Consider the following 23,170-nt stretch of genomic DNA (forward strand, 5'->3'; position numbering starts at 1 on the left):
TTGTGCCGACCTTTGCGGCCCGCTTGCGCCCGCTGCCTATGAATGCCCGTTTTCTGACCCACTTCGCGGCCTTCGCGCTGGCCTGCTTCGCGGTACTGTTTGGGTTGCGGGCGGCCTTTGGGGCGGCCGTGGTGCACCCGCTGGCCCCGGCCGTGCTGGCGGCGCTACTGGCACTCACGCTGGTCACGTACTGGTTCACGGCGTGGGCTACCCGGCGCTCACCCGACCGCTTTCTGGGAGCTTATTTCGGGGGGGTGGGGCTGCGGCTGCTACTTGGAATCGGGATGGTACTGGCGTATTTTTTTCGGGGTGGCCTGGCTGAAAACCACGGTATATTAACCTTCCTGGGAGTCTTCTTTGTAGGGTACTTTTTGTGCGCTGGATTTGAAATATGGGCTATTTTTAGTAACTTGCGCCCGTTTTCGGATAAGCCTTTCTCGGAAAGCGAATAATTTTTTCCCGAATTCGGATTTTACTCCATCTTAATGAAGCGGTTACTTACTCTTTTACTTTGCTTGTGCACGTTCGTCGGCTCTGCGGCCGAACCCACCGAAACGGGCAAAAAAGGGGAGGCATTTAACCCCGGCGAAGTTATTTTGCACCACGTAGCCGACTCGCACGAGTGGCACTGGTTTAGTACCGACAATGGCAACTTTGTCAGCTATTTTCCTATAATTGCTTATCAGCCTAGTAAAGGCCTCTCGGTATTTTCGTCTGAAAAAATTGCCGAAGGCAAAACCCACGACAATTTTAAGCTCGAAGATGAGCGTCTCACTACCCTCGACGGCAGCAAGGTCTACGACTTTTCCATTACCAAAAACGTAGCTGCGCTGGCCGTGAGCAGTTTGGTATTGCTCATCGTGTTCGCCTCAGTGGCTAGGTCCTACAAGCATCGGGTAGGGCAGGCCCCTACCGGCCTGCAAGGATTCTTAGAGCCGTTCGTCATTTTCATCCGCGACGAGGTAGCCAAAAAAAGCATTGGCCCCAAGTACGAGCGCTACATGCCGTACCTGCTCACGGTGTTCTTCTTCATTTGGTTTAATAACCTGCTGGGCCTCACGCCTGGCGCAGCCAACCTCACTGGCAACATCGCCGTGACGCTGATGCTGGCCACGCTCACGCTGCTCATTACCCTTTTCAGCAGTAACAAAAACTACTGGACGCACATCTTCTGGACGCCCGGCGTGCCCCTACCCCTGCGGATTATTATGATTCCGGTAGAGGTGATTGGCGTGATTACCAAGCCGTTTTCGCTCATGGTGCGGCTATTTGCCAACATTACGGCTGGCCACATCATCATCCTGAGCTTCATCAGTCTCATCTTTATCTTCCGCTCGGCAGCTACGGGTCTTTTTTCGGTGCCATTCGGACTGTTCATCAGCGTGTTGGAATTGTTGGTTTCGATTCTGCAAGCCTACATCTTTACCTTGCTCACGGCCATGTACATCGGCGGGGCGGTAGAGGAACACCACGACGATACCCACGCCGCAGGCCACGAGCACGACGACTACGGCTTTGCTGAAGAGCGCCGGGGTGGCTCCAACATAGCCCACCTCGACCGGCCCGACGTAGCGGCCCACTAAGCTAGCCCGGCTGCCTGCCCGCAGGCAGCCGGGTTGTATTTCCCTTCCCCCAGTTTTCTCCCTACTTCTACACACATTTCTTTTTTACCATGCTTCTTTCGTTGTTGCTGCAAGTTGTTAATTCGGTTGGTCTGGCTGTAATGGGTGCCGGTATTGGTGCCGGTCTGGCTATCATTGGCGCGGGCCTGGGTATTGGCCGCATCGGCGGTAGCGCGATGGAAGCTATTGGCCGCCAGCCGGAAGCATCCGGCAAAATCCAGACGGCCATGCTCATCGTGGCGGCACTCATTGAAGGAGCAGCCCTGTTCGCGGTCGTAGTCTGCCTGCTTATCGCGCTGAAACTACAGTAGTCGTGGCGGTATAGCCCGGCGCGGCTGGCTTCCCCGCGGGGAGCCGGCCGCGCCGGGTTTTCGTTCGGCTGAAATGCTGCTTTAGCTGTTAAGTCAAGCTAAATCAAAGGCTTCGGCAACTTATCTGCCGTTGCTCGCCGTTACCCGGTGCCCCATAGCGGGCGCTCCACCACCCCCGATATTTGCCGTTTGTATGCAGCTTATCACCCCCGAATTTGGTTTGCTTTTCTGGCAAACTGTGATTTTTCTTCTCCTGCTTCTCCTGCTGGCGCGCTTTGCCTGGAAGCCAATCTTGGGCTCCCTCAAAGAACGCGAAGACAGCATTGATGCGGCCCTGAAAATGGCCGAAAACGCCAAGCTGGAGATGCAGAGTCTAAAAGCCAGCAACGAAAAGCTGCTGGCCGATGCCCGCCACGAGCGCGACCAGATGCTGAAGGAAGGCCAGCGCATTGCTAACCAGCTCGTGGAGCAGGCCAAAACCACGGCCGTGGAAGAAGCCAACCGCATCTCGCAGCAGGCCCGCGAAGCCATCCAGCAAGAAAAAAACCAGGCGCTGGCCGAAGTTAAAAATACCGCCGCTCAACTTAGCATGGACATTGCCGAACGCGTACTGCGCCGTGAACTGGCTGACCCCGCCGCCCAGCAACAACTGGTGGATGAGTACTTGAAAGATGTTAAACTGAATTAGTGATTAATGTTTAGTGATTAATTTTCAGTTAATTAGCTCACCAATCACTAAGTGCTAATTGTTAAGCAATACACTAAATGGCCGACGAACGAGTAGCCTCCCGCTATGCCAAGTCCTTGCTGGATTTGGCGCAGGAGCAAGGGACCCTGGCAATGATTAAGCAGGATATGGACCTGCTGGCCACGACGATGGCCGGCAGCCGCGACCTGCGTCTGCTGCTGCGCAACCCCATCGTGAAGCACGATAAGAAGCTCAGCATTCTCACCGCCATTTTCCAGGGCAAGGTGTCGGATATGCTGATGCGCTTCTTCCAGATTCTGACCAGCAAAAACCGTGAGGCGGCGCTGGAACATATCGGCGACGAGTTTTTAATTCAGTATAACTCCTTGATGGGCGTGCAGGTAGCCGAAGTTACCTCAGCTACCCCCCTCAGTTCGGCTACCCGTGCCGAAGTAGAGCGAATGGTGAAGCAGCAAACCGGCCTGGCCGAAGTGTCGCTCACTGAGAAAGTGGACGCCTCGCTGATTGGCGGCTTTGTGCTGCGCGTGGGCGACCAGCAGATTGATGATTCGGTGAAAGGCAACCTGCGCCGCCTGCGCACCTCGCTCACCAATACTACCTTCCAACCTAGTCTAAATTAATTACTATCATGGCTGAAGTACGCCCGGACGAAGTATCCGCCATCCTGCGGCAGCAGCTGTCCAATTTCAAATCGGCTGCCGAGCTGGAGGAAGTTGGTACGGTGCTGCAAGTCGGCGACGGTGTGGCCCGCATCTACGGCCTCTCGCACGCCCAGTCGGGCGAGCTGATTGAGTTTGAGAACGGCCTGCAAGCGCTGGTGCTCAATCTCGAAGAAGACAACGTGGGCGCGGTAATGCTCGGCGATTACGGCGATATCAAAGAGGGCGCGACCGTGCGCCGCACCAATAAAATCGCGGCTATCCAGGTCGGCGAGGGCATCGTAGGCCGCGTAGTAAACACGCTGGGCCGGCCCATCGACGGCCGCGGCCCTATCCAGGGCCAGACCTATGAGATGCCGCTGGAGCGCAAAGCCCCTGGTGTAATCTTTCGCCAGCCCGTGACTGAGCCGTTACAAACCGGCATCAAGGCTATTGATGCCATGATTCCGATTGGCCGCGGCCAGCGCGAGCTGATTATCGGCGACCGCCAGACTGGCAAGTCCACGGTAGCCCTAGATGCTATCTTGAATCAGCGCGAGTTTTTCGAGCGCGGCGAGCCCGTGTTTTGCATTTACGTGGCCATCGGCCAGAAAGCCTCGACGGTAGCCCAGGTAGTGCAGGCTCTCACCAAGGGTGGAGCTATGGATTACACGGTAGTGGTGTCGGCTTCGGCCTCGGACCCCGCGCCGATGCAGTTCTACGCCCCCTTCACTGGGGCCGCTATCGGCGAGTACTTCCGCGACACGGGCCGCCCGGCGCTGGTAGTATATGATGACTTGTCGAAGCAGGCCGTAGCCTACCGCGAGGTGTCGCTGCTACTACGCCGCCCGCCGGGCCGCGAAGCCTACCCCGGCGACGTATTTTACCTGCACAGCCGCCTGCTGGAACGCGCTGCGAAAATCAACGCCTCGGACGAGATTGCGCGCAACATGAATGACCTGCCCGAAAGCCTGAAGCCACTGGTGAAAGGTGGCGGCTCGCTCACGGCCCTACCCATTATCGAAACGCAGGCCGGCGACGTATCAGCTTACATTCCGACCAACGTAATCTCGATTACGGACGGGCAGATATTCCTCGAAACCAACCTCTTCAACTCTGGTGTGCGCCCTGCTATCAACGTAGGTATCTCGGTAAGCCGCGTGGGTGGCAATGCCCAGATTAAGAGCATGAAGAAGGTAGCGGGCACGCTGAAGCTCGACCAGGCACAGTTCCGTGAGCTGGAAGCCTTCGCCAAGTTTGGTTCCGACCTTGATGCCTCAACCAAGCTCACTATCGAGCGCGGCCGCCGCAACCTGGAGATTCTGAAGCAGCCCCAGTTTTCGCCCGTCAAGGTGGAGGACCAGGTAGCTATCATCTACGCTTCCACTAACGGCCTGCTCGATACCGTGCCCGTGAATCGGGTGCGCGAGTTCGAGGCGGAATTCCGCCAGGTGATGCAGGCCCGTCACCCCGATGCCCTCCAGGCCCTCAAAGCCGGCAAGCTGGATGATTCCGTAACCGGAGCCATCCGTCAGACGGCCAAGGACGTGGCGGCCGGCTATGCGGCGAAGTAACTGATTAGCAAGTAGTAAGACTACCATTGCGAGTAAAGCGAAGCAATCGCATCCGAACGAAATCGCCCGCGTTCATTTCGTTCGGATGCGATTGCTTCGCTTTACTCGCAATGACATTTTAATTTCAATATGGCCTCTTTAAAAGAAGTTCGTTCGCGCATCCAGTCCGTCAGCAGCACGCAGCAGATTACCAAAGCCATGAAAATGGTGGCGGCGGCCAAGTTGCGCCGGGCTCAGGACAATATCATTCGGATGCGGCCTTACGCTCAGCGGCTAACCAGCATCTTAGCCAACCTGACCCGCACCACTACCGACGAGGTAGTGAGTGAGTACGGCCAGGTGCGCGAGGTGCGCCGGGTACTCATCATCGCTATTACCTCCGACCGCGGCTTGGCGGGCGCGTTCAATACCAACGTATTTAAGGGGGTGGCCGCGCTGATTAAGGAGCGCTACGCCAGCTTACCGAAGGATAATATTACGCTGCTGGCCATCGGCAAAAAGGCGCACGACTACTACACGCGGCGCGGCACGAAGCAGGTGGGCGATTACACCCACGTCTTCGCGCAACTCTCTTTCGACACGGTGCGGCCGGCGGCCGAGGTAGCGATGGATGGCTTCGTGGCCGGCACCTACGACCAGGTGATAATGGTTTACAATGAGTTTAAGAACGTGGCGACGCAGGTGGTGAACGCCGAGCAGCTGCTACCGCTGGTGCCTACCAACGTGCCAGCTGGTACGCCCAGCGCCAACGCGCCCGAGACCAGCATCGACTATATTTTTGAGCCCAGCAAGGAGGAGATTATTAAAACCTTGATTCCGCAGAGCTTGAAAATTCAGCTCTACAAAGCCGTTTTAGAGAGCAACGCCTCGGAGCACGGCGCGCGCATGACGGCAATGGACAAGGCAACCGACAACGCGGGCGAGCTACTTAAGTCCTTGAAGCTGATGTATAATCGTACCCGTCAGGCAGCCATTACGACCGAAATTCTCGAAATCGTGGGTGGGGCCGAAGCCTTGGCAGCGAGCCGCTAGGACAGCAAACAAGTTAAGTAAAAGCTCAGCAGCAGTAGTGCCGCTGAGCTTTTTTGGTGATAGCTCGTGCCGATTCGGCTGAGTGGCAAAAGAATGCGTTGGCTAAGGATGGGATACAACTAAAAATTACCGAGCTTTACCGGTACGTAAGTGGGTAGCTGCCTGCTGCATAGTCCTTACCTTATGAAACGCCTACCTGCCGGAAGAACTGCTGCTGGCTGGGTAAGTTGGTTGGGGTTATTGCTGGTATTGGTGTTGACCAAGCCCGTAGCGGCTCAGCTACCGGAGTTGCCCGACCGGCCGACGAACGAACGCGACAGCCTGAGCAAGCTGCTGCAAGCCAATCGGCCCGCCGATACGATACGGGTAAACCAACTAAATGCGCTAGCCTTCGCCCTGCGCACTAATGAAGCGGCCCAGACACGCCAGCTGGCCCTACAAGCGCTGCACTTGGCGCAGCGTCTGGGCTACGACCGGGGATTGCTTAATGCGCATTTCAGCTTGGGCTATTACTACCGGGGTAGTAGCAAGTACGACTCGGCTATCTACCACACGCAGCAGGCGTTGCGGCTGGCCAGTAAAACCCACGGTGATTACGACCGCACGCGCGGGCTGTACAATCTGGCACGCATTTACTACGACAAAGGAGATTATAGTAATGCCCTGGCTACCAATATGCAAGGTTTGGCGCTGGCGCGCGCCATCCACAACCGCAAGGCCGAAGCGTTTCAGCTTGTGCAGTCGGGCCTGATAAAAACGGCGCTGGGCGAATGGGAGGCGGCCCGCATGGAGTTCGACCAGGGGCTACGCATTAGCTCAAGTATAAACGATTATATTGGAATAGGCCGCGCATATGGCGGGCTGGGCGATATGAACCGCCAGCAGGCACGCTGGAATCTGGCGGGTCAGTATTATACTGAAGCGGCGGCGAGCTACCAGCACGTTTATAACAGCACTGGCCTGCTGGCGGTGCAGCTTGATATCGCCGAAATGGAAGACCGCCAGGGCAACCACGAGGCCGCCCGGCGCGCGGCCGTGCGCGTGCTGCGGCTGACTAAGCAAGCCGGTATGTACAAGTCGGCCATCCAAGCCCGGCTGTTGCTGGCGCGCATCTACCTGGCTGCTGGCCGGCCCGATAGTGCCCGGCTGTATAGCCAGCGTAGCTTGGCAGCTACCCTACGCAACGGCCTGCGCCCCGAAACGCTGGAGGCCGTCCGCCTACTGGCCCAGGCTCATGCCCAACGCGGCCAGTGGGATTCAGCTTACCATTACCAGGTGCTGGCCGGCTTGTACGTGGATAGCCTGACGGGCGAAGCCACCCGGCGCCGGGTAGCGGGCTTACAAGGGCAGGCGGCCCGCAGCCAGCAAGCGCATCAGCTGCTGCTGTTGCAGCAGCGCAGCCGCTTGCAGGCGCAACAGCAAGAGCTGGCGCGCCTGCGCTACCGCCAGCAGGCCGGGGCACTAGCGGGTCTGGCGGGCTTGGTGCTAGCCCTAAGCGCGGGTCTACTCTGGCACTACCGCCGCCGCGAGCGCCACCGCCAAGAGGAACTGCGCACGCGCATCGCCGCCGACCTGCACGATGAGGTAGGCAGCATCCTGACCCAGATTTCCATGCAGAGTACCCTGCTGCGCGAAGGGGGCTACGCCCATGCGCAGCAGCAAGCCTACCTCGACCAGATGGCGGAGGCCAGTCGTCGCGCCGCCCGCCAGATGAGCGATGCCGTGTGGAGCATCGATGCCCGCTACGACTCTGCCGGTAGCCTGCTCGACCGCCTGCGTGACCATGCCCACGAGGTGCTGTCGGCCGCGGGCCTCGAAATTGATTTTGGAGCCGACCCTGGCCTGACGGCCGTGACGGTGCCGCTGGCTACCCGCCAGGCGCTGTACTACATCTACAAAGAAGCGCTGCACAACGTGGTGAAGCACGCCTACGCCCAGCAGGTGCGGGTGCGCCTGCGGCGGGTGGGCCGGCTCCTGGAGTTGGAAGTGCAGGATGACGGCCGGGGCCTGCCCCCCCACGTGCGTACCGGCGGCCAGGGCCTGGCCAATATGCGGATGCGGGCCACCGCCGTGGGGGGCAGCGTCGCGCTCGGTAGCGCGGGGGCCGGCACGGAGGTAGTAGTGCGACTGCCGCTCTGAAGCACGGGTGAGTACCGGGCGCGGCGACCACCGCCCGAATGGTTTCGATGGCCTGACTGCCAGCTTATGCCGCGAGTATTTTCACATCTTTATGCTATACCAGTGCCTAGGGTTTGCGCCGACCTTTGCTCACGTGATAACTCTTGGCATTATCGAAGACCAGGCGGCCATTCGGGAGGCGCTCTGCCAATACCTCGGGGCCCAGCCGGAGTTTAGCTGCGTGCTGTGCGCAGCTTCGCACGAAGAATTTATGGCCAGTTTGCCCGGCCTGGTGGTACTGCCCACGCTCATACTCTCCGATATTGGCCTGCCAGGGCGTTCGGGCATCGAGGGGCTGGCCCTGCTGCGGCAGGCGCTGCCCGAAGCTGAGGTGCTGATGCTCAGCGTATATACCGACGCGGCGCGGGTAGTGGAGGCCCTGCGCGAAGGGGCCATCGGCTACCTCGAAAAAACGACCCCCCTACCCCTGCTCAAAGAACACCTGCTGCAAGTGGCGGCCGGTGGCTCACCTATGAGCCCGAGCGTAGCCCGGCATGTCATCAGGCTTTTTCGACCCGCGCCGGCCGCCCCCGCGGCTGGCCTCACCGCGCGCGAGCAAGACATTGTGCGCGGCATCGAAGATGGCCTGAGCTATAAGCTCATCGCCGACCGCCTGCACCTCAGCCTCGACACGGTGCGCAGCCACATTCGGCAGGTGTACCGCAAGCTGCACGTCAATTCCAAGGCCGAAATTATGGCCAAGGCCCGGCAGCGGTCGCTGCTGCCTTGGTAAACAAGCTCCCTACACTTACTACCCTTGCTTTCCTTCCGCCTACCGCTGCTGCTTTTCTGAGTTATGAACGCCTATTCTTCCATTTGCCCAACTGACGCGCTGCCAGCTACCGTGCTGGCAGCCCGGCAGCGCGAAGTAGAAACCGCGCTGCTGGTACAGGCGCTGTGTGGGCAGCGGCCCAGCCCCGCCGCCCAAGTGCAGCTACAGCGCTACGTAGCGGGTGAGCTAAGCCGCGAGCAGGCCTTTGCTGGGCTCTACGCCGGTATGTACTAACCCGCGCGAACGGGCCGGGGTCTATTTTTGCCCACCCATGCGCTATTTCATTCATCTTGCCTACGATGGCACCAGCTACTGCGGCTGGCAGGTGCAACTCGGCGTGCCGACCGTGCAGGCTGCTCTCAACCAGGCGCTAAGCCAAGTATTACGCCAGCCGGTGCACTCGCTCGGCAGCGGCCGCACCGATGCCGGCGTGCACGCTAGTCACCAAGTAGCCCACTTCGAGGCTGAATTGCCGGCCGACATGACCCTCGACCTGCTGCGCTACCGCCTCAACCGGGCCCTACCCCCTGATGTGCGGGCCATCCGTCTGCACGAAGTAAGCCAGCAGGCCAACGCCCGCTTTTCGGCCGAGGCTCGCACTTATGAATATTTTGTAAGCCTGCGGCCCGACCCTTTCCGGCGCGACCAGGCGCTGTACTTAGACCGCGCGCCCGATGTGGCGGCTATGAATGAGGCCGCTGCCTACCTGGTGGGTCAGTTCGATTTCACGGCTTTTTCCAAGGTGAAGGGTAGCGAGACGCACTACGTCTGCTACCTCACCGAGGCGGGCTGGCACGCGGGGCCGGATGGCTTGGTATTCCGCATCCGGGCCAACCGCTTCGTGCGCGGCATGGTGCGGCTAGTGGTGGGCACTTTGCTCGATGTGGGCCGTGGCAAGCTCACGCCCACCGAGTTTCAGCAGATATTACTGCGGCAGCAGCGGATATCTGCCAGCGGGGCCGCGCCAGCTAAGGGACTGTACCTGAGTAGGGTAGAGTACGAGCCGGGCGTAGTGCCCGAGGCCAATTCAACTTCAGAAACTACGAATTGAGTATAAAAAAGCTTGTTTAGTTCACGGAGACCTTTTGCTTAGTACAAAACAGCCCAAATACAGGGGGTAGGCGGCAGAGTGCGGTGGCAACGAAACCTGCCGACCTTTGTTAGTAGCCTACTGCTTATGGACCCTACTTCCACTACCAAAACCGGCCAGGTTTTCGACTGGCTGGTGCTACGCCGCCTGCTGGCCTATGTCACGCCCTACAGAGGCGTATTTATCGGCCTTATTGTGCTCACCGTGGCGACGGCCGTGCTCGGCACGGTGCGGCCGGCGCTCATCCAGCGCATGGTGGACCAGGATATTACTAATAACGACTGGGCCGGGCTCAACCGTTCCACGCTCTGGCTGATGGCGCTACTACTGGTGCACACGCTGGTGAGCTACTTGCAAACCTACTATGGCGGCTGGCTGGGACAGTACATCGTGCGCGACATCCGCACCGACCTCTATCGGCACCTGCTCAGCCTCAAGCTCAGCTTTTTTGACCGCACGCCCATCGGGGTGCTCGTGACGCGCAACATCTCGGACGTGGAAACGCTGTCCGACGTTTTCAGCGAAGGCCTGGCGGCGATGGTCGGCGACTTGCTACAAATCGTATTTCTGATGCTGTTCATGTTCTACACTAACTGGCAGCTAGCACTTATCAGTTTGGCGGTTATTCCGCCGCTGCTCTTCAGCACATATGTCTTTAAAGAGAAAGTAAAGGGTAGTTTTCAGGAGGTGCGCAATGCAGTGGCCAAGCTCAACTCGTTCGTGCAGGAGCACCTGACGGGCATGAACGTGGTGCAGATTTTCAACAACGAAAACCGCGAGTACCGTAAGTTCAACGCCATCAACCAGGAACATACCCGCGCTAATATCAAGTCGGTGCTGTATTACAGCATCTATTTTCCGGTGGCTGAGGTGCTGGGTGCGATAGGGGTAGGGCTACTGGTGTGGTACGCCGCGCAGGGTCAGATTGCGGGCAGCATCTCGAAGGGCGAACTGATTGCCTTTATCATGTACAACGCGCTGTTCTTTAGGCCTATCCGCCAGATTGCCGACCGCTTCAACACCTTGCAGCTGGGCTTGGTGAGCACTGAGCGTTTGCTCAAGCTACTCGATAGCAAGGACCTGATTTCCAGCACCGGCATCCTTGCTGTGCCGCAGCTGCAAGGCGAGGTGGAGTTCGACCACGTATGGTTTGCCTACAATCAGCAGGATGGCCCTACCGATGACCCGGAATGGGTACTCAAGGACATCAGCTTTCACGTGCAGCCGGGCCAGACGGTGGCCTTCGTGGGCGCGACCGGCGCGGGCAAAACCAGCATTATCAACCTGTTGAGTCGGTTTTACGACATTCAAAAAGGCCACATCAAGGTGGATGGCCACGACCTGCGCGACTACGACCTGAGTCAGCTGCGCCGCCAGATTGGGGTAGTGCTGCAAGACGTATTCCTCTTTGCCGGCTCCATTCGGGATAATATCACGCTCGGCAACCATGCCATCGGCGACGCGCAAATCTGGGAGGCGGCCGGACTCGTGGGCGCGCGGCGCTTCATCGAGCGCTTGCCCGGCGGCCTCGACTACCCAGTGATGGAGCGCGGGGCCACGCTCTCGGTGGGCCAGCGCCAGCTCATCAGCTTCGTGCGGGCGCTGGTGTACGAGCCCCGCGTCATCGTGCTCGACGAGGCCACGTCGTCGGTAGATTCTGAGACCGAGGAGCTGATTCAAACCGCCATTGACAAGCTCATGGAAGGCCGCACGGCGCTCGTTATTGCCCACCGCCTCAGCACTATCCAGAAGGCCGACCGCATTATCGTGCTCGACCGCGGCGAAATCAAAGAAACCGGCACCCACGACGAGCTGCTGCGCCTCGGCGGCTACTACGCCCAGCTCTACCGGATGCAATATGCTGGCAATGAGCAATTAACAATGAGCAATGAGCAATTGCTTTTTGATGACAGAGCTGACAAATAGCCTTAAAACTGCTCATTACTTCCCGTGCGTTTCTTCCTACCCCTCGTTCTGCTACTCACAGCCCTGGGTTTGGGCATTTATGCCTACCTGGGCGGCCTGCGTGCTCCCAGCGTGGCTCTCGAAACCAGCCCTACCCCCGTGCTGCTGGCCGGCCAGCCCTACCACGGCAAGGCCGACGATGCGCGTTTTGGTGAGCTATTTCGGGCGGCCAAGCTGCGCCAGGATGCCAGCCCTACCCCCCTGCCACTAGCCAACCTTTACTACAATAACCCCGAGTCGGTGCGCGATTCCATCCGGGCCTTCGTGGGCCTGCGCGTGCCCGACTCGGCTGCCGCGCTGCCCGCCGGCTGGCGCTACCGCGTGGTGCCGGCCGGCCGGCGCGCGGTGGTGGCGCGGCTGAATGGGGTCAGTTTTATGCTGTCCCCCGGTAAGCTCTACGGCGCGGTAGAGCAGGGTATTAAAGACCGTAAACTGACCAAAGAGCCATTTTACCTGGAGCAGTTCGGGCCGAATGAGGCGGATGAACTGCGGATAGAAGTGAAATAAAAGCGCTTTAATTAGCAGAAATTACGGGAAACACTTATAAAATAAGCGGTTTATACGTAGTTGGGGCCGATTGCAATCCGGATTACTACGTAATTTCAGCTAATATGCCTTGGTAGCTTAACCCTGGCTCACCAGAGTGAGTACCCCTAAGTAGTACGCCAGTCAGTAAAGACTTACTGGCTGGCGCGTTCATTTCACCCGGCTTAGAAAGGAGACTACTTATGCTAGCTATGGAATATCGCGGCCCGAGACGAATTCGGGTCACCCAGAAGCCGATGCCCGAAATACTGCATCCCGAGGACGCCATTGTGCGGGTAACCCGGTCCTGCATTTGCGGCTCTGACCTACACCTCTACAACGGCAACGTGCCCGACACGCGCGTGGGCCAGACGTTCGGGCACGAGTTTACGGGTGTGGTCGAGGAAATAGGCTCGGAAGTAACCAAGCTCAAAGTGGGCGACAATGTGTTGGTGCCGTTCAACATAGCCTGTGGCAAGTGCATTTTCTGCAAGCAGGGCTTGTTTGGCAACTGCCACGAAGCAGCCCCACAAGCTTCGGCGGCCGGCGGTTTTTTTGGCTACTCCCACATTACGGGCGGCTACAACGGCGGGCAGGCCGAATACGTGCGGGTGCCCTACGCCAACGTGAGCCCCACGGTCATTCCGCCGGGCATGGACCTGGACGATGCCGTGCTGCTGACCGACGTGGTGCCCACCGGCTACCAGGCCGCTGAGATGGGCGGCATCCAGACCGGCGACACGGTGGTGGTATTTGGCGCGGGCCCCGTGGGCATTATGGCGGCGCGCTGCGCCTGGCTGTTTGGGGCCGGCCGCGTCATTATCATCGACAAAGAGGACTACCGGCTGGAATTCGCCCGCAATTACTCAAAGTGCGAGGCGTATAATTTTCAGGAAATAGGTGACCCAGTATTGTTTATCAAGAAGCAAACCGATTGGATTGGGGCCGACGTTTGCATTGATGCCGTGGGAGCCGAGGCCGCCGGCAACGTCCTGCAAACCATTACGGGCCGCAAAACGCTGCTGCAAGCCGGCTCGGCTACGGCCGTGCATTGGGCCATCAACTCGGTGCGCAAGGGCGGCGTGGTATCCATTGTGGGCGTGTATGGTCCCACCGATAACCTCGTGCCCATTGGCAACGTGCTGAACAAAGGCATCACCATCAGGGCCAACCAAACGGCCGTAAAGCGCCACTTGCCCCGCCTCATTGAGCACATCCAAAACGGCGTGCTTAACCCCAAGGGACTCATTACGCACCGCTTGGCACTGGAAGACGTGGCCGATGGCTACCGGATGTTCTCCGCCAAGCTCGACAACTGCATCAAAACCGTCCTCATTCCCTCTACTGCCGGGATGTAAAGCGCTGCTATCATGGAACCTATCACCACCAATCCGTCGAAGCTCCCTGGCTGGAATATCGACGCCGACCCCGAAAACGACCCTACTTACCCGATGCGCACGCGCACCCCGGACGACCACAAAGGCTACACCTGGAAGCGCCCCACACTGCAGCCCGTAACTATCGAAGTGCTGCAATCCATCGAACGCCCTGGCATTACGGCCGTGTTTGGTACCTCCGTGCCGCCCAGTGGTCTGAGTGGCGTTATTCGGCGCTTCGCATTTAAGTACAGCGAAAATAGCTACCTGCACTGGCTCCCACTGCTAGTTGCCGACCGCGTAAACGTAGTGGAAGGCGTGCTAGATGACTTAGCGCACGGCCACGTGCCCAATATTTTTGCCGAGAAGGGTTATCCCATTGAGTGGAAGTACGATAAGAAGGGGCTAATTCTGAAGCTGGCCGCATTTGCGGCCGTTGTAGCGGGCACAACAGTGCTGCTCACCCGCAAAAGCGACAAGCCACGTCAGCCCAAGCCAAGTCGCCGAACTGCTCAGACAGTCGGTAAGCCTTAGCTAAGCTTTTTTCACCAAGAAGCCCCGCTGGACAACTGTTCAGCGGGGCTTTTGAGTACATGTCGGGGCGGAGTAGTGTCAACCTAACAGAGCCCGGCTAAATACCAGACGCTGTTGTAATTGACTGATTAATAGCGATTAATGTCCGAAGTAATAAGTGCCACTGAAAGCCAAGGAGTTTAAGCCGAAATTAGCCCCGAAAGAAGAGGTGGTATTGATTAAGCTCCTATCTAGCTTACCGGTGATATGGTTGTAGCTTAAGTTGCCAATGGAAGCCCCAAGCGAAAACTTGGGCACTGGGAAGAACACCAAGCTGGGTGTAATGGCACCTATAAAGCCATTGCTTGTACCGTTGCCGGGGTTACTACTAGCAAAATTATACTGCGAACTACCGTGGCTGTACCCAGCGCTTAGTGTCCCTACCAACCCGAACTGGTCGGTAAACATCTGGTAGTACTGTAAAAAAGCCCCAAGTACGAGTTGTTTATTCCGTTGGTCGATTCCGGGTAGGATACCATCGTCGTAGGAAACAAGGTTTTTACCCATGGTATAACCGAGATTCATTCCAACCGCTAGGTTATCCGCCACGAAATAGCCCACGGATGGGTTTATTGAAAAATTACTACCTGAAACGTGTTGTGTAGTAGTGTTTAATCCCCCTGAGCCATTACCATAGTAATAAGGCTGGTCGTTATTTTGGTGAAAATATCCTACGCTGCCACCTAACTGCACGGTGCCCGCTTTGATGGGCGTTTGCGCCTGGCTTACCTGAGCGGCGACACATAAAACTGCAATAAGAAGGCGCTTCCTCATATAAGAAAAAAAGTAAGGTGTATCGTCAAGAGAGGAAAAAAAGGCCCGTAGTTGCAGCTCCCACACAAAATGAAAAAATAATTAAAAAAGCCCGGCCCTTCTCGCTAAAGAAGGGCCGGGCTTTTTTAAAAGAGTCGGGGTGGCAGGATTCGAACCTACGGCCTCGTCGTCCCGAACGACGCGCGCTACCGGGCTGCGCTACACCCCGAAAACTAACGGGCCGATGGGGCGGCTCCGCGGCGGGAGTTCCAAATGAAGTAAACCTGCCTGAAAAAGCCCCCGACCCGAAGGCCGGGGGCTTTTTCGTGGGGCAAAACTTGCTCCTCGGTCGGAGTGGCAGGATTCGAACCTACGACCTCCAGCACCCCATGCTGGCGCGATACCAGGCTACGCTACACCCCGAGGGCATTTGGAGGTGCAAAGGTAGGGAATGGGAGGTGATTTTCGCAAGACGTAGCCGATTTTTTGTCAATTCCTATCGAAAAGTGCTGGTCAGGAGGGCATTATTTCCCGCATAGTCCTAAAAAGGGGAGGTAGGGGATGCTGCCGGTCGCCTTATCTTTACCCGACTAACTACGTGTTTCATCCTGTTTACTTCCCTTATGAACTCATCAGCTATTCTGATTGGCGCGCTGCTGCTGGCCCCGCTGGGCCTGCTGGCGCAGAAGGCTACCCCGGTCGCTAAATCGGCCCACTCTGCCCTAGCTAAGCCGACTGCCTCCAAGCCCGCCGCAAAGTCGGCAGCAGCCAAAGCGCCTACCCCCGCCGGCACGGCCGAAGCCGATGCGCCAACTGCACCCATTGCCCTGGCCCCGGTAACGCCTCCCGCTGACCCCAACGCGCTGAAAATCAGAACGGAGCAAAATCCTATTGCCCACACCCTTACCGTGCGCTGCGACGCGCCCGGCCCTACCCGCTTCGAGGTAAACGACAAGGACGGCCGCCCGGTGCTCACCAAAAATGTGATGGTCGGCACTTCGCCCGTGCTGCTCAATGTGGCCTCGCTGCCCGCCGGCCCCTACGTAGTGCGCTGCACCGCCGGCGAGAAAAAAGGCATGCGTTTGGTGCAATTGAGTAATTAGCGTAATGGGAGTAATGTCGTTCAAGCATGAGAACGACATTACTCTCCTTACTCCTTACTCAACCAAAGGTTCCTCCGTCTGGAGCTGGCGCTCGTAGAGGGCGCGGTAGAGGCCGTTGGCCTCGGCCATGAGGGCGGCGTGGGTGCCGTGCTGCACAATTTGGCCATCGTCGAGCACCAGAATTTCGTCGGCGAGCTTCACCGACGACACGCGGTGCGAGATGATGAGGCTGGTGCGGTCCTTCATCACCCGCTGCAGGCTGTTGAGGATGGCGTTTTCGGTCTTGGTATCCACGGCCGAGAGGGAGTCGTCCAGAATTAGAATGCGGGGCTCCTTAACCAGGGCGCGGGCCATGCTCACGCGCTGCTTCTGGCCGCCTGAGAGCGTGATGCCGCGCTCGCCTACCCGCGTATCGAAGCCTTCCGGGAAGCGGATGATGTTCTCGTACACGTCGGCGTCGCGGGCGGCCTGGGTCATTTTCTCCTCGTCGGGCTGGTCGAGGCCGAAGTTGATATTGCTCCGAATGCTGTCCGAAAACAGAAACACGTCTTGCGGCACGTAGCCGATTTGCTCGCGCAGCGAAGTCAGGGCGTAGTCGCGCACGTCGGTGCCATCAATGGCAATATCGCCGCTGCTCACGTCGTAAAGCCGGCAAAGCAGCGCGGCGATGGTGCTTTTGCCCGAGCCCGTGTTGCCAATCACGGCCAGCGTGTGGCCCGGCTGCACCCGGAAGCTCACGTCGCGCAGGGCCTGGATGCCGGTGTCGGGGTAAGTAAAGGACACGTGGTCGAACACGATGTCGCCGGTAATGGGTTTCTCTACGTTCTGGCGCGACACGAGGTCGGTGTGCACGTCCATAAACTCGTTGATGCGGGCCTGCGAAGCTTCGGCGCGCTGCACCAGCGAGGACGTCCAGCCCAGCGCCGTAACGGGCCAGGTCAGCAGGTTAACGTAAATCAGAAACTCGGCGATGCTGCCCGTGGTGATAGTACCGCGGATAACCTCCTGCCCGCCAATCCAGACCGTGACGATGGTACTGATGCCCACCAAAAACAGAATGAGCGGAAAGAATAGCGAGTTTACAAAATTCAGGCTCAACGACTTGTCCTTGTATTCATTAGTCGAAACCTGGAACTGCGCGTAAGAATCTTCCTGCCGTACAAAGGACTTGAGCACCCGAATGCCCGAAAAAGCCTCCTGCGTGAAGGTTGTCATGGCCGCCAGCGCCCGCTGAATCTCGTCCGATTTGCGCTCAATCAGATTATTGATGTAGAAAATGGCGACCGACAGCACCGGCAGGGGTAGGAGCGTGAGCACCGTCAGCTTGACATTGACCATCAGCATGAGCGGCACTACCAGCACGAAGAGCACCACCAGCTGCAAAAAATACATGATGCCCGGCCCCAGGTACATCCGCACGCGGCCCACGTCTTCGGAGATGCGCGACATGAGGTCGCCGGTGCTGTGGCGGCGGTAGAAGCTGAGCGGCAGTGACTGGTAGTGCTGGTAAATCTGGTTTTTCTGGTCGTTTTCGATGAGCCGCGACATCACGATGAGCGTCTGGCGCATGAAAAACAGGAAAATGCCCCGCAGCAGCGCCAGCGCGATAATGAGCATGCCGTAAAACAGCACGTTGCGCCCAAAGAGCCGGTACACGTCGGCCTGGGCCGGGGTGCCGGCATAGAGGTGGTAGAGGTCAATTCCCTCGTTCACCAAATCGAAGGAATAGCGCACCAGCTGGGCTGGGAAAATGGTCAGCAGCGTGCTCAGAATCACGAACGAGACACCGCCAAGGAAACGCCATTTGTAGCGAAAAATGTGCGGATTAACGGCGGCGAGAGCGCGGGTGGGCATGGGCAGAAGGGGGGTAGGGACCGGAAAACCGGGCCACAACCGGAAAAAAACGGGTACTTTTGTGGCCGTAACGGCGTATATACTGGCTGCGGCTACTTAAACAAAGTTACGCCCCACTCTTCCCTCCCATTCCCACCCATTTTTCCCCTACCCCCCCTATGGTACTCGACGCGCCAACCCAGGCATCGGCTTCAATTTTTGAGCAGGTGGCCGAATTTCAGCACGAGCAAGTGGTGTATTGCCACGACCACGAAACCGGCCTCAAGGCCATTATCGGCATCCATAACACCGTCCTCGGGCCGGCGTTGGGGGGCACTCGCCTGTGGCACTACGCCACCGAAGCCGAAGCCCTGCACGACGTGCTGCGCCTGAGCCGCGGCATGACCTACAAGGCCGCCATCTCGGGCCTGAATCTGGGCGGCGGCAAGGCCGTTATCATCGGTGATATTAAGAATAAAAATGAAGCGCTGCTGCGTAAGTTTGGCCGCTTCGTGAACAACTTGAACGGCAAGTACATCACGGCCGAGGATGTGAACATGACCACCAAGGACATGGAGTACATCCGCATGGAAACCAAGCACGTAGCCGGTCTGCCCGAGAGCATGGGCGGCAGCGGCGACCCCTCACCCGTAACAGCCTTCGGCACTTACATGGGCATGAAGGCGGCCGCCAAGAAAGCCTTTGGCTCGGACAGCCTCGCCGGCAAGCGCGTGGCCGTGCAGGGGGTAGGGCACGTGGGCACGTATTTGCTCGAATACTTGCAGAAAGAAGGCGCGGATTTGGTGCTGACCGACTACTACGAGGAGCGCGCCTACGCGGCGGCCAGCCGCTTCGGGGCGCGGGCCGTGGGCCTGGATGAGATATATGACCAAGACGTGGACATTTACGCGCCCTGCGCGCTCGGTGCTACGATTAACGACGACACCATCGGCCGGCTCAAGTGCCGCGTCATCGCGGGCTCGGCCAATAATCAATTGGAAAACGAGAACGAGCACGGCCCCGAGCTGGTGCGCCGCGGCATCGTGTACGCGCCGGACTTCCTGATAAATGCGGGCGGCCTCATCAACGTGTACGCTGAAATAACGGGTAGCAGCCGCGAGGGCGCGCTCACCCAGACCGAGAAAATATACGACTACACCCTGCAAGTGCTTGATAAAGCCGAGCAGGAAAACAGCCACCCCCAGGCGGCTGCCATTCGCCAGGCCCAGGAGCGCATCGCCGCCGTGGGCAAGGTTAAATCGACGTATTAAAAACGTTTGTCATTCCTCCTGGCAATGACAAACGTTTTCAGATTAAAAAACACACTGTACCAACATGCTCAACCGCCGTCTTCTTCGTATTAAAGTCATGCAGGCGCTTTACGCCTATCAGCAAGCGGTCGCGGCCGATTTGCTGCTGGCGCAGGACCGCATTGCGGCAGCTTTTGAGCCCGACCTGATGGCCGATAAGGCCCCCGACCGCCGCCTGCTCGAAGGCCAGCGCAAGCTGGGCGAGGCGCAGTTGCGCGAGTGGCACCGCACCGGCGAAATGCCCGAATCGGGCTCCGACGACCAGGAAGTGGCCAGCGCCGTGCAGTCGGCCGTGGAGTATTATCAAAAGCAGGTGCAAAAGGAGGCCGGCTTCTACGGCGGGCAGCTGCTGCACGGGGCCGAAAGCATTCACGACCAGTATTTGCACCTGCTAAACCTGCCGCCGGCGCTGCTGCAAATTATTACGGAGGATAATGAGCGCGAGGCGCGGCGCTTCACCGGCCCACGCTTTGAGGCGGCGGGTACGGCCCGGCTCTTCGATAACGCGGCCTTCGCCAAGCTGCGCGAGAACGAGCAGCTGCTGCAAACTACCATTCGGCGCAAGCTGCAATGGGATGATGCCGAGGAACTGGAAGCCCTGCGCGAAGCCTGGCAGAAGGAAATCAAGCCCAACGAAACCGTGCAGGCTTACTTGGCCGGCAAGAACACGGGCCTGGCCGAAACCGACTACGATACCGATATGGAGCTGCTGCGGCACCTCTACAAGGAGTTCGTATTCAAGGGCGAAGCCCTACCCCGCTGGCTGGAAAGCAACGACCTGAACTGGGAGGAAAACCGGCCCATTGTGCGCAACCTGGTGCTTAAAACGCTCAAGATGCTGCCCTACCCCGCCGATGAGAAGCAGGAGCTAATGAACCTGAGCGCCAATTGGCAGGATGACCGCGACTTCGCCGAAACGCTCTATAAGCAAACTCTGGCTGATGATGCGAAGTCGGAAAAACTCATCTCCGACTCGACGCCCAACTGGGATGTGGAGCGGGTAGCTTTGCTGGATAAAATTATTCTCAAGATGGCCCTTTGCGAGATGCAGCTCTTCCGCGGCATTCCGGTGAAAGTGACCATCAACGAGTACATCGAAATCAGCAAGCTTTACAGTACCCCCAAGAGCAAACAATTCGTAAATGGGGTACTCGATAAACTGGCCCAGGACCTGGCTGCCAGCGGCGAAATCCGCAAATCGGGCCGCGGTCTACTCGACAATCAGTAAATTAGTGGTTAACGTTTAGTGAGTAGTGTTTACTGTTTTTCAATAGCTTAACGGTCGGAAAGACAGTAAATATTGCTTATTAAATGTTGACTACTCTCTAATCACTAATTACCAAAAAAGAATGGCTAGCAAAACAACCACCGGACTGCTGTGCTTCACGGGCGGGGCCCTCGCTGGGGCCGCCATCAGCCTATTATACGCCCCCGAAACCGGCCGCGAAACCCGTTCGTGGCTCAGCTACCAGCTGGAAAAATACCGCTCGGTGCTCGCCGACCTTACCGAAGGGCTCGTGACGGGCCGCGACAACGCGCCCTCTTCGGCCAAGAGCGAAGGCCAACGCGTGATTCAGGATGCCAAAAGCAAGGCGGAGCAATTGCTCGGCGACGTAGACCAACTTATCAGTCAGATTAATTCGCGCCGCACGCTGTAAGAGGTAAGTAAGTTGAATAAAAAAGTAAGTAATTTATACTTAAATTCTTTATTCTTTCTTGCTTTCTTGCTTATTTACTCACTTATTCATTTACCGAAAGAATGCACCTCGTAACCCTCACGCCCGGCGATGGCATTGGTCCGGAAATTACGCGCGCTGTCCTCGATATTTTTGCCGCGGCGCAGGTGCCGGTGCAGTGGGAAGAGCATAACGCCGGCATCACAACGCTCGAAAGTGAGGGCGCGCTGCTGCCGCAGTCGTTGTTCGACTCGCTGGAGCGCACCCGCGTGGGTTTGAAAGGACCCATTACCACGCCGGTTGGCAAAGGCTTTCGCAGCGTCAATATCACGCTGCGCCAGAAGTATGACCTCTACCAGAACGTGCGCCCGGTGCAGACGACGGAGGGTATCACTACCCCCTTCAAAGGTATTGACCTAGTGTTGTTTCGGGAGAATACCGAGGGGCTGTACGCGGGCCTCGAAATCATGGACGAGCGCCTGGGTATTGCCGATTCCATTAGCCGCATAACGGTGGTGGGCTGCCGCAAGATTTGCCGCGCCGCCTTTGCCTACGCCGCCAAGCACGGCCGCCAGCACGTGACGATGGCCCATAAGGGCAACATTCTGAAGAGTGCCGGTAAGCTGATGCTCGACGCCTGCAAAGAAGCCGCCGCCGAGTTTCCGCAGGTCACTTTCTACGACGACCGTATTATTGACAACATGTGTATGCAGCTGGTAGTCAAGCCCCAGCAGTTCGACGTGATTGTGACGACTAACCTATTTGGCGACATTCTGTCGGACCTCTGCGCTGGGCTCGTGGGTGGGCTGGGGGTAGTAAGCGGGGCTAACATCGGCGATAACATGGCCATTTTTGAGGCCGTACACGGCTCGGCCCCCGACATTGCGGGCCAGGGCAAGGCCAACCCCACCGCCCTGTTGCGCTCGGCCCTGATGATGCTGGAGCACCTGGGCGAACAGGAGCACGCTGCCCGCATTGAGCACGCCCTGAACGAGACGCTCAAAATCAAGGAGCAGTGCACCGGCGACCTCGGCGGCCGGGCCTCCACGCGGGAGTTTACCAGCTTTGTCATAGAGAAACTGTAAGCCGGCGCTTGTCTGGTAATAGATTACCCCCAACGAAAGCTAGTAGCCAAGGGCCGCTCAAGGGGCCCCGCTAGAAGCTATCAGCTTAAAATATGCTACGCCACGCCGCCTACCCCCTCCTGCTCACGGCCACCCTGCTGCTGGGCTGCAACCGCGACAAAACTACCGAGGCAGGCACCCAGGGCATGAACGCCGACGCGGCCGCCGCCGATGCCAAGGCCAACCCCACTATCGACAACCCCAACGTAGCCAGCGATACCGAGGCCCCGAATCCTAATGCACCAGTGCTGACCTTCGCGGAAAGCCAGTTCGACTTTGGCGATATTCAGCCCGATAGCAAGGTGCACCACACGTTCAAGTTCACCAACACCGGCAAAACGCCGCTGCTTATCGCCGATGCTACGGCCAGCTGCGGCTGCACTACCCCCAGCTGGACCAAGGAGCCCATCGCGCCCGGCAGCACTGGCGAAATGGAAGTGCAGTTTGATAGCCGCGGCAAGCAAGGGCTCATCAGTAAGCAGGTAAGCGTGCGGGCCAATACCCAGCCCGGCATCACCACGATTTATATTAAAGGCAACATTAAATGATATCTGATTTGCTCATGTGCTGACTGAGAGAAAAGGCAGCTACTTCGCTGGTTTCCATACCTTAATACATGAGCACATTAAAAGTCAGCACATCAGCACATTAAAACATTAGTCCATCAAGCACATGACTTTTCTTACTCTTTTGCTTCAGGCTGCGGCCGGGGGCGGCATTATGCAGCTGGTTTTCCCGGTGGCCATTGGCTTGGTACTGTATTTCTTCATGATTCGGCCGCAGCAGCGCAAAACGGCGGATGCCAAGACGTTTCGCGAGTCGCTGGTGAAGGGCACCCGCGTGGTAACCATTGGCGGGATGCACGGTACGCTGGTGGAGGTAGGCCCCGAAACGGTGTTGCTCGAAGTAGAGCGCGGCCAGCGCCTGCGCTTCGACCGCAGCGCCGTAGCGCGGGTAGCCGGTGCCACGACGACCGCCGACAGCCCCGCCATCGCCAACAGCTAGC

General features: G+C 58.1%; 24 protein-coding genes and 2 tRNA genes. 22 read left to right on the top strand and 4 right to left on the bottom strand.

What is annotated here, in order from left to right:
• Positions 1-38: 38 nt before the first annotated feature.
• From LC531_RS20035 to LC531_RS20105, 15 genes are all read left to right on the top strand, one after another.
• Positions 39-452, top strand: coding sequence for a hypothetical protein (locus LC531_RS20035; protein ID WP_223653443.1), 414 nt, complete (start codon positions 39-41; stop codon positions 450-452).
• Positions 453-515: 63 nt separating this feature from the next.
• Positions 516-1,583 (top strand): F0F1 ATP synthase subunit A, encoded by a 1,068-nt coding sequence (gene atpB, locus LC531_RS20040; protein WP_223653445.1) that lies wholly within the window; start codon positions 516-518, stop codon positions 1,581-1,583.
• A gap of 89 nt (positions 1,584-1,672) precedes the next feature.
• Complete coding sequence (gene atpE / locus LC531_RS20045; RefSeq protein ID WP_223653447.1) at positions 1,673-1,933, top strand: ATP synthase F0 subunit C; 261 nt, start codon at positions 1,673-1,675, stop codon at positions 1,931-1,933.
• Positions 1,934-2,126: 193 nt separating this feature from the next.
• Positions 2,127-2,621 carry a F0F1 ATP synthase subunit B gene (locus LC531_RS20050; protein WP_223653448.1) on the top strand — a complete coding sequence of 165 codons (495 nt, stop codon included), beginning with the start codon at positions 2,127-2,129 and terminating at the stop codon, positions 2,619-2,621.
• Between the two features lie 77 nt (positions 2,622-2,698).
• Positions 2,699-3,262 (top strand): ATP synthase F1 subunit delta, encoded by a 564-nt coding sequence (gene atpH / locus LC531_RS20055; protein WP_223653450.1) that lies wholly within the window; start codon positions 2,699-2,701, stop codon positions 3,260-3,262.
• Between the two features lie 8 nt (positions 3,263-3,270).
• Positions 3,271-4,854 carry a F0F1 ATP synthase subunit alpha gene (atpA, locus tag LC531_RS20060; RefSeq protein ID WP_223653452.1) on the top strand — a complete coding sequence of 528 codons (1,584 nt, stop codon included), beginning with the start codon at positions 3,271-3,273 and terminating at the stop codon, positions 4,852-4,854.
• 129 nt (positions 4,855-4,983) lie between these two features.
• Positions 4,984-5,886 carry an ATP synthase F1 subunit gamma gene (gene atpG, locus LC531_RS20065; RefSeq protein ID WP_223653454.1) on the top strand — a complete coding sequence of 301 codons (903 nt, stop codon included), beginning with the start codon at positions 4,984-4,986 and terminating at the stop codon, positions 5,884-5,886.
• A 183-nt stretch (positions 5,887-6,069) separates the two neighbouring features.
• Positions 6,070-8,025: a tetratricopeptide repeat-containing sensor histidine kinase gene (locus tag LC531_RS20070; RefSeq protein WP_223653456.1), complete on the top strand. Its 1,956-nt coding sequence runs from the start codon at positions 6,070-6,072 to the stop codon at positions 8,023-8,025.
• 133 nt (positions 8,026-8,158) lie between these two features.
• Positions 8,159-8,797 (top strand): response regulator, encoded by a 639-nt coding sequence (locus LC531_RS20075; RefSeq protein ID WP_223653458.1) that lies wholly within the window; start codon positions 8,159-8,161, stop codon positions 8,795-8,797.
• A gap of 63 nt (positions 8,798-8,860) precedes the next feature.
• On the top strand, positions 8,861-9,070 hold the full coding sequence (locus LC531_RS20080) for an antitoxin VbhA family protein (protein ID WP_223653460.1): 210 nt from the start codon (positions 8,861-8,863) through the stop codon (positions 9,068-9,070).
• A 37-nt stretch (positions 9,071-9,107) separates the two neighbouring features.
• On the top strand, positions 9,108-9,887 hold the full coding sequence (truA, locus tag LC531_RS20085) for a tRNA pseudouridine(38-40) synthase TruA (RefSeq protein ID WP_223653469.1): 780 nt from the start codon (positions 9,108-9,110) through the stop codon (positions 9,885-9,887).
• 126 nt (positions 9,888-10,013) lie between these two features.
• Positions 10,014-11,852: an ABC transporter ATP-binding protein gene (locus tag LC531_RS20090; protein ID WP_223653472.1), complete on the top strand. Its 1,839-nt coding sequence runs from the start codon at positions 10,014-10,016 to the stop codon at positions 11,850-11,852.
• 24 nt (positions 11,853-11,876) lie between these two features.
• Positions 11,877-12,398 (top strand): GyrI-like domain-containing protein, encoded by a 522-nt coding sequence (locus tag LC531_RS20095; protein WP_223653474.1) that lies wholly within the window; start codon positions 11,877-11,879, stop codon positions 12,396-12,398.
• Between the two features lie 221 nt (positions 12,399-12,619).
• Positions 12,620-13,774 (top strand): zinc-dependent alcohol dehydrogenase, encoded by a 1,155-nt coding sequence (locus tag LC531_RS20100; protein ID WP_223653476.1) that lies wholly within the window; start codon positions 12,620-12,622, stop codon positions 13,772-13,774.
• Positions 13,775-13,786: 12 nt separating this feature from the next.
• On the top strand, positions 13,787-14,326 hold the full coding sequence (locus LC531_RS20105; protein ID WP_223653478.1) for a hypothetical protein: 540 nt from the start codon (positions 13,787-13,789) through the stop codon (positions 14,324-14,326).
• A 138-nt stretch (positions 14,327-14,464) separates the two neighbouring features.
• Here the strand turns inward: LC531_RS20105 and LC531_RS20110 are convergent, their stop codons facing one another.
• The 3 genes from LC531_RS20110 to LC531_RS20120 form a co-directional block, all read right to left on the bottom strand.
• The gene (locus LC531_RS20110; protein WP_223653485.1) at positions 14,465-15,205 is read right to left on the bottom strand and encodes a hypothetical protein; all 741 of its coding nucleotides are present in this window, start codon (positions 15,203-15,205) and stop codon (positions 14,465-14,467) included.
• 68 nt (positions 15,206-15,273) lie between these two features.
• A tRNA-Pro gene (locus LC531_RS20115) sits at positions 15,274-15,347 on the bottom strand.
• A gap of 120 nt (positions 15,348-15,467) precedes the next feature.
• Positions 15,468-15,541 (bottom strand) — tRNA-Pro (locus LC531_RS20120).
• Between the two features lie 200 nt (positions 15,542-15,741).
• Between LC531_RS20120 and LC531_RS20125 the strand changes: the two genes are divergently transcribed.
• Positions 15,742-16,221 carry a T9SS type A sorting domain-containing protein gene (locus tag LC531_RS20125; RefSeq protein ID WP_223653487.1) on the top strand — a complete coding sequence of 160 codons (480 nt, stop codon included), beginning with the start codon at positions 15,742-15,744 and terminating at the stop codon, positions 16,219-16,221.
• A 54-nt stretch (positions 16,222-16,275) separates the two neighbouring features.
• On the opposite strand, the gene LC531_RS20130 is transcribed toward LC531_RS20125, so the two are convergent.
• Positions 16,276-18,075 (bottom strand): ABC transporter ATP-binding protein, encoded by a 1,800-nt coding sequence (locus tag LC531_RS20130; protein ID WP_223653489.1) that lies wholly within the window; start codon positions 18,073-18,075, stop codon positions 16,276-16,278.
• A gap of 158 nt (positions 18,076-18,233) precedes the next feature.
• On the opposite strand from LC531_RS20130, the gene LC531_RS20135 reads away from it, so the two are divergent.
• The 6 genes from LC531_RS20135 to yajC all read left to right on the top strand — a co-directional run bounded on the left by LC531_RS20135 (position 18,234) and on the right by yajC (position 23,169).
• Positions 18,234-19,325: a Glu/Leu/Phe/Val dehydrogenase dimerization domain-containing protein gene (locus LC531_RS20135; RefSeq protein ID WP_223653490.1), complete on the top strand. Its 1,092-nt coding sequence runs from the start codon at positions 18,234-18,236 to the stop codon at positions 19,323-19,325.
• A 97-nt stretch (positions 19,326-19,422) separates the two neighbouring features.
• Complete coding sequence (gene nusB / locus LC531_RS20140; protein WP_223653492.1) at positions 19,423-20,592, top strand: transcription antitermination factor NusB; 1,170 nt, start codon at positions 19,423-19,425, stop codon at positions 20,590-20,592.
• Positions 20,593-20,713: 121 nt separating this feature from the next.
• On the top strand, positions 20,714-21,022 hold the full coding sequence (locus LC531_RS20145) for a YtxH domain-containing protein (RefSeq protein ID WP_223653494.1): 309 nt from the start codon (positions 20,714-20,716) through the stop codon (positions 21,020-21,022).
• Between the two features lie 101 nt (positions 21,023-21,123).
• Positions 21,124-22,125 (top strand): isocitrate/isopropylmalate dehydrogenase family protein, encoded by a 1,002-nt coding sequence (locus LC531_RS20150; protein WP_223653496.1) that lies wholly within the window; start codon positions 21,124-21,126, stop codon positions 22,123-22,125.
• Between the two features lie 92 nt (positions 22,126-22,217).
• Positions 22,218-22,712: a DUF1573 domain-containing protein gene (locus LC531_RS20155; protein WP_223653497.1), complete on the top strand. Its 495-nt coding sequence runs from the start codon at positions 22,218-22,220 to the stop codon at positions 22,710-22,712.
• Between the two features lie 124 nt (positions 22,713-22,836).
• Positions 22,837-23,169: a preprotein translocase subunit YajC gene (yajC, locus tag LC531_RS20160; RefSeq protein ID WP_223653498.1), complete on the top strand. Its 333-nt coding sequence runs from the start codon at positions 22,837-22,839 to the stop codon at positions 23,167-23,169.
• Position 23,170 lies beyond the last annotated feature (1 nt).

It is taken from the genome of Hymenobacter psoromatis, assembly GCF_020012125.1.
Taxonomy (GTDB): Bacteria; Bacteroidota; Bacteroidia; order Cytophagales; family Hymenobacteraceae; genus Hymenobacter; species Hymenobacter psoromatis.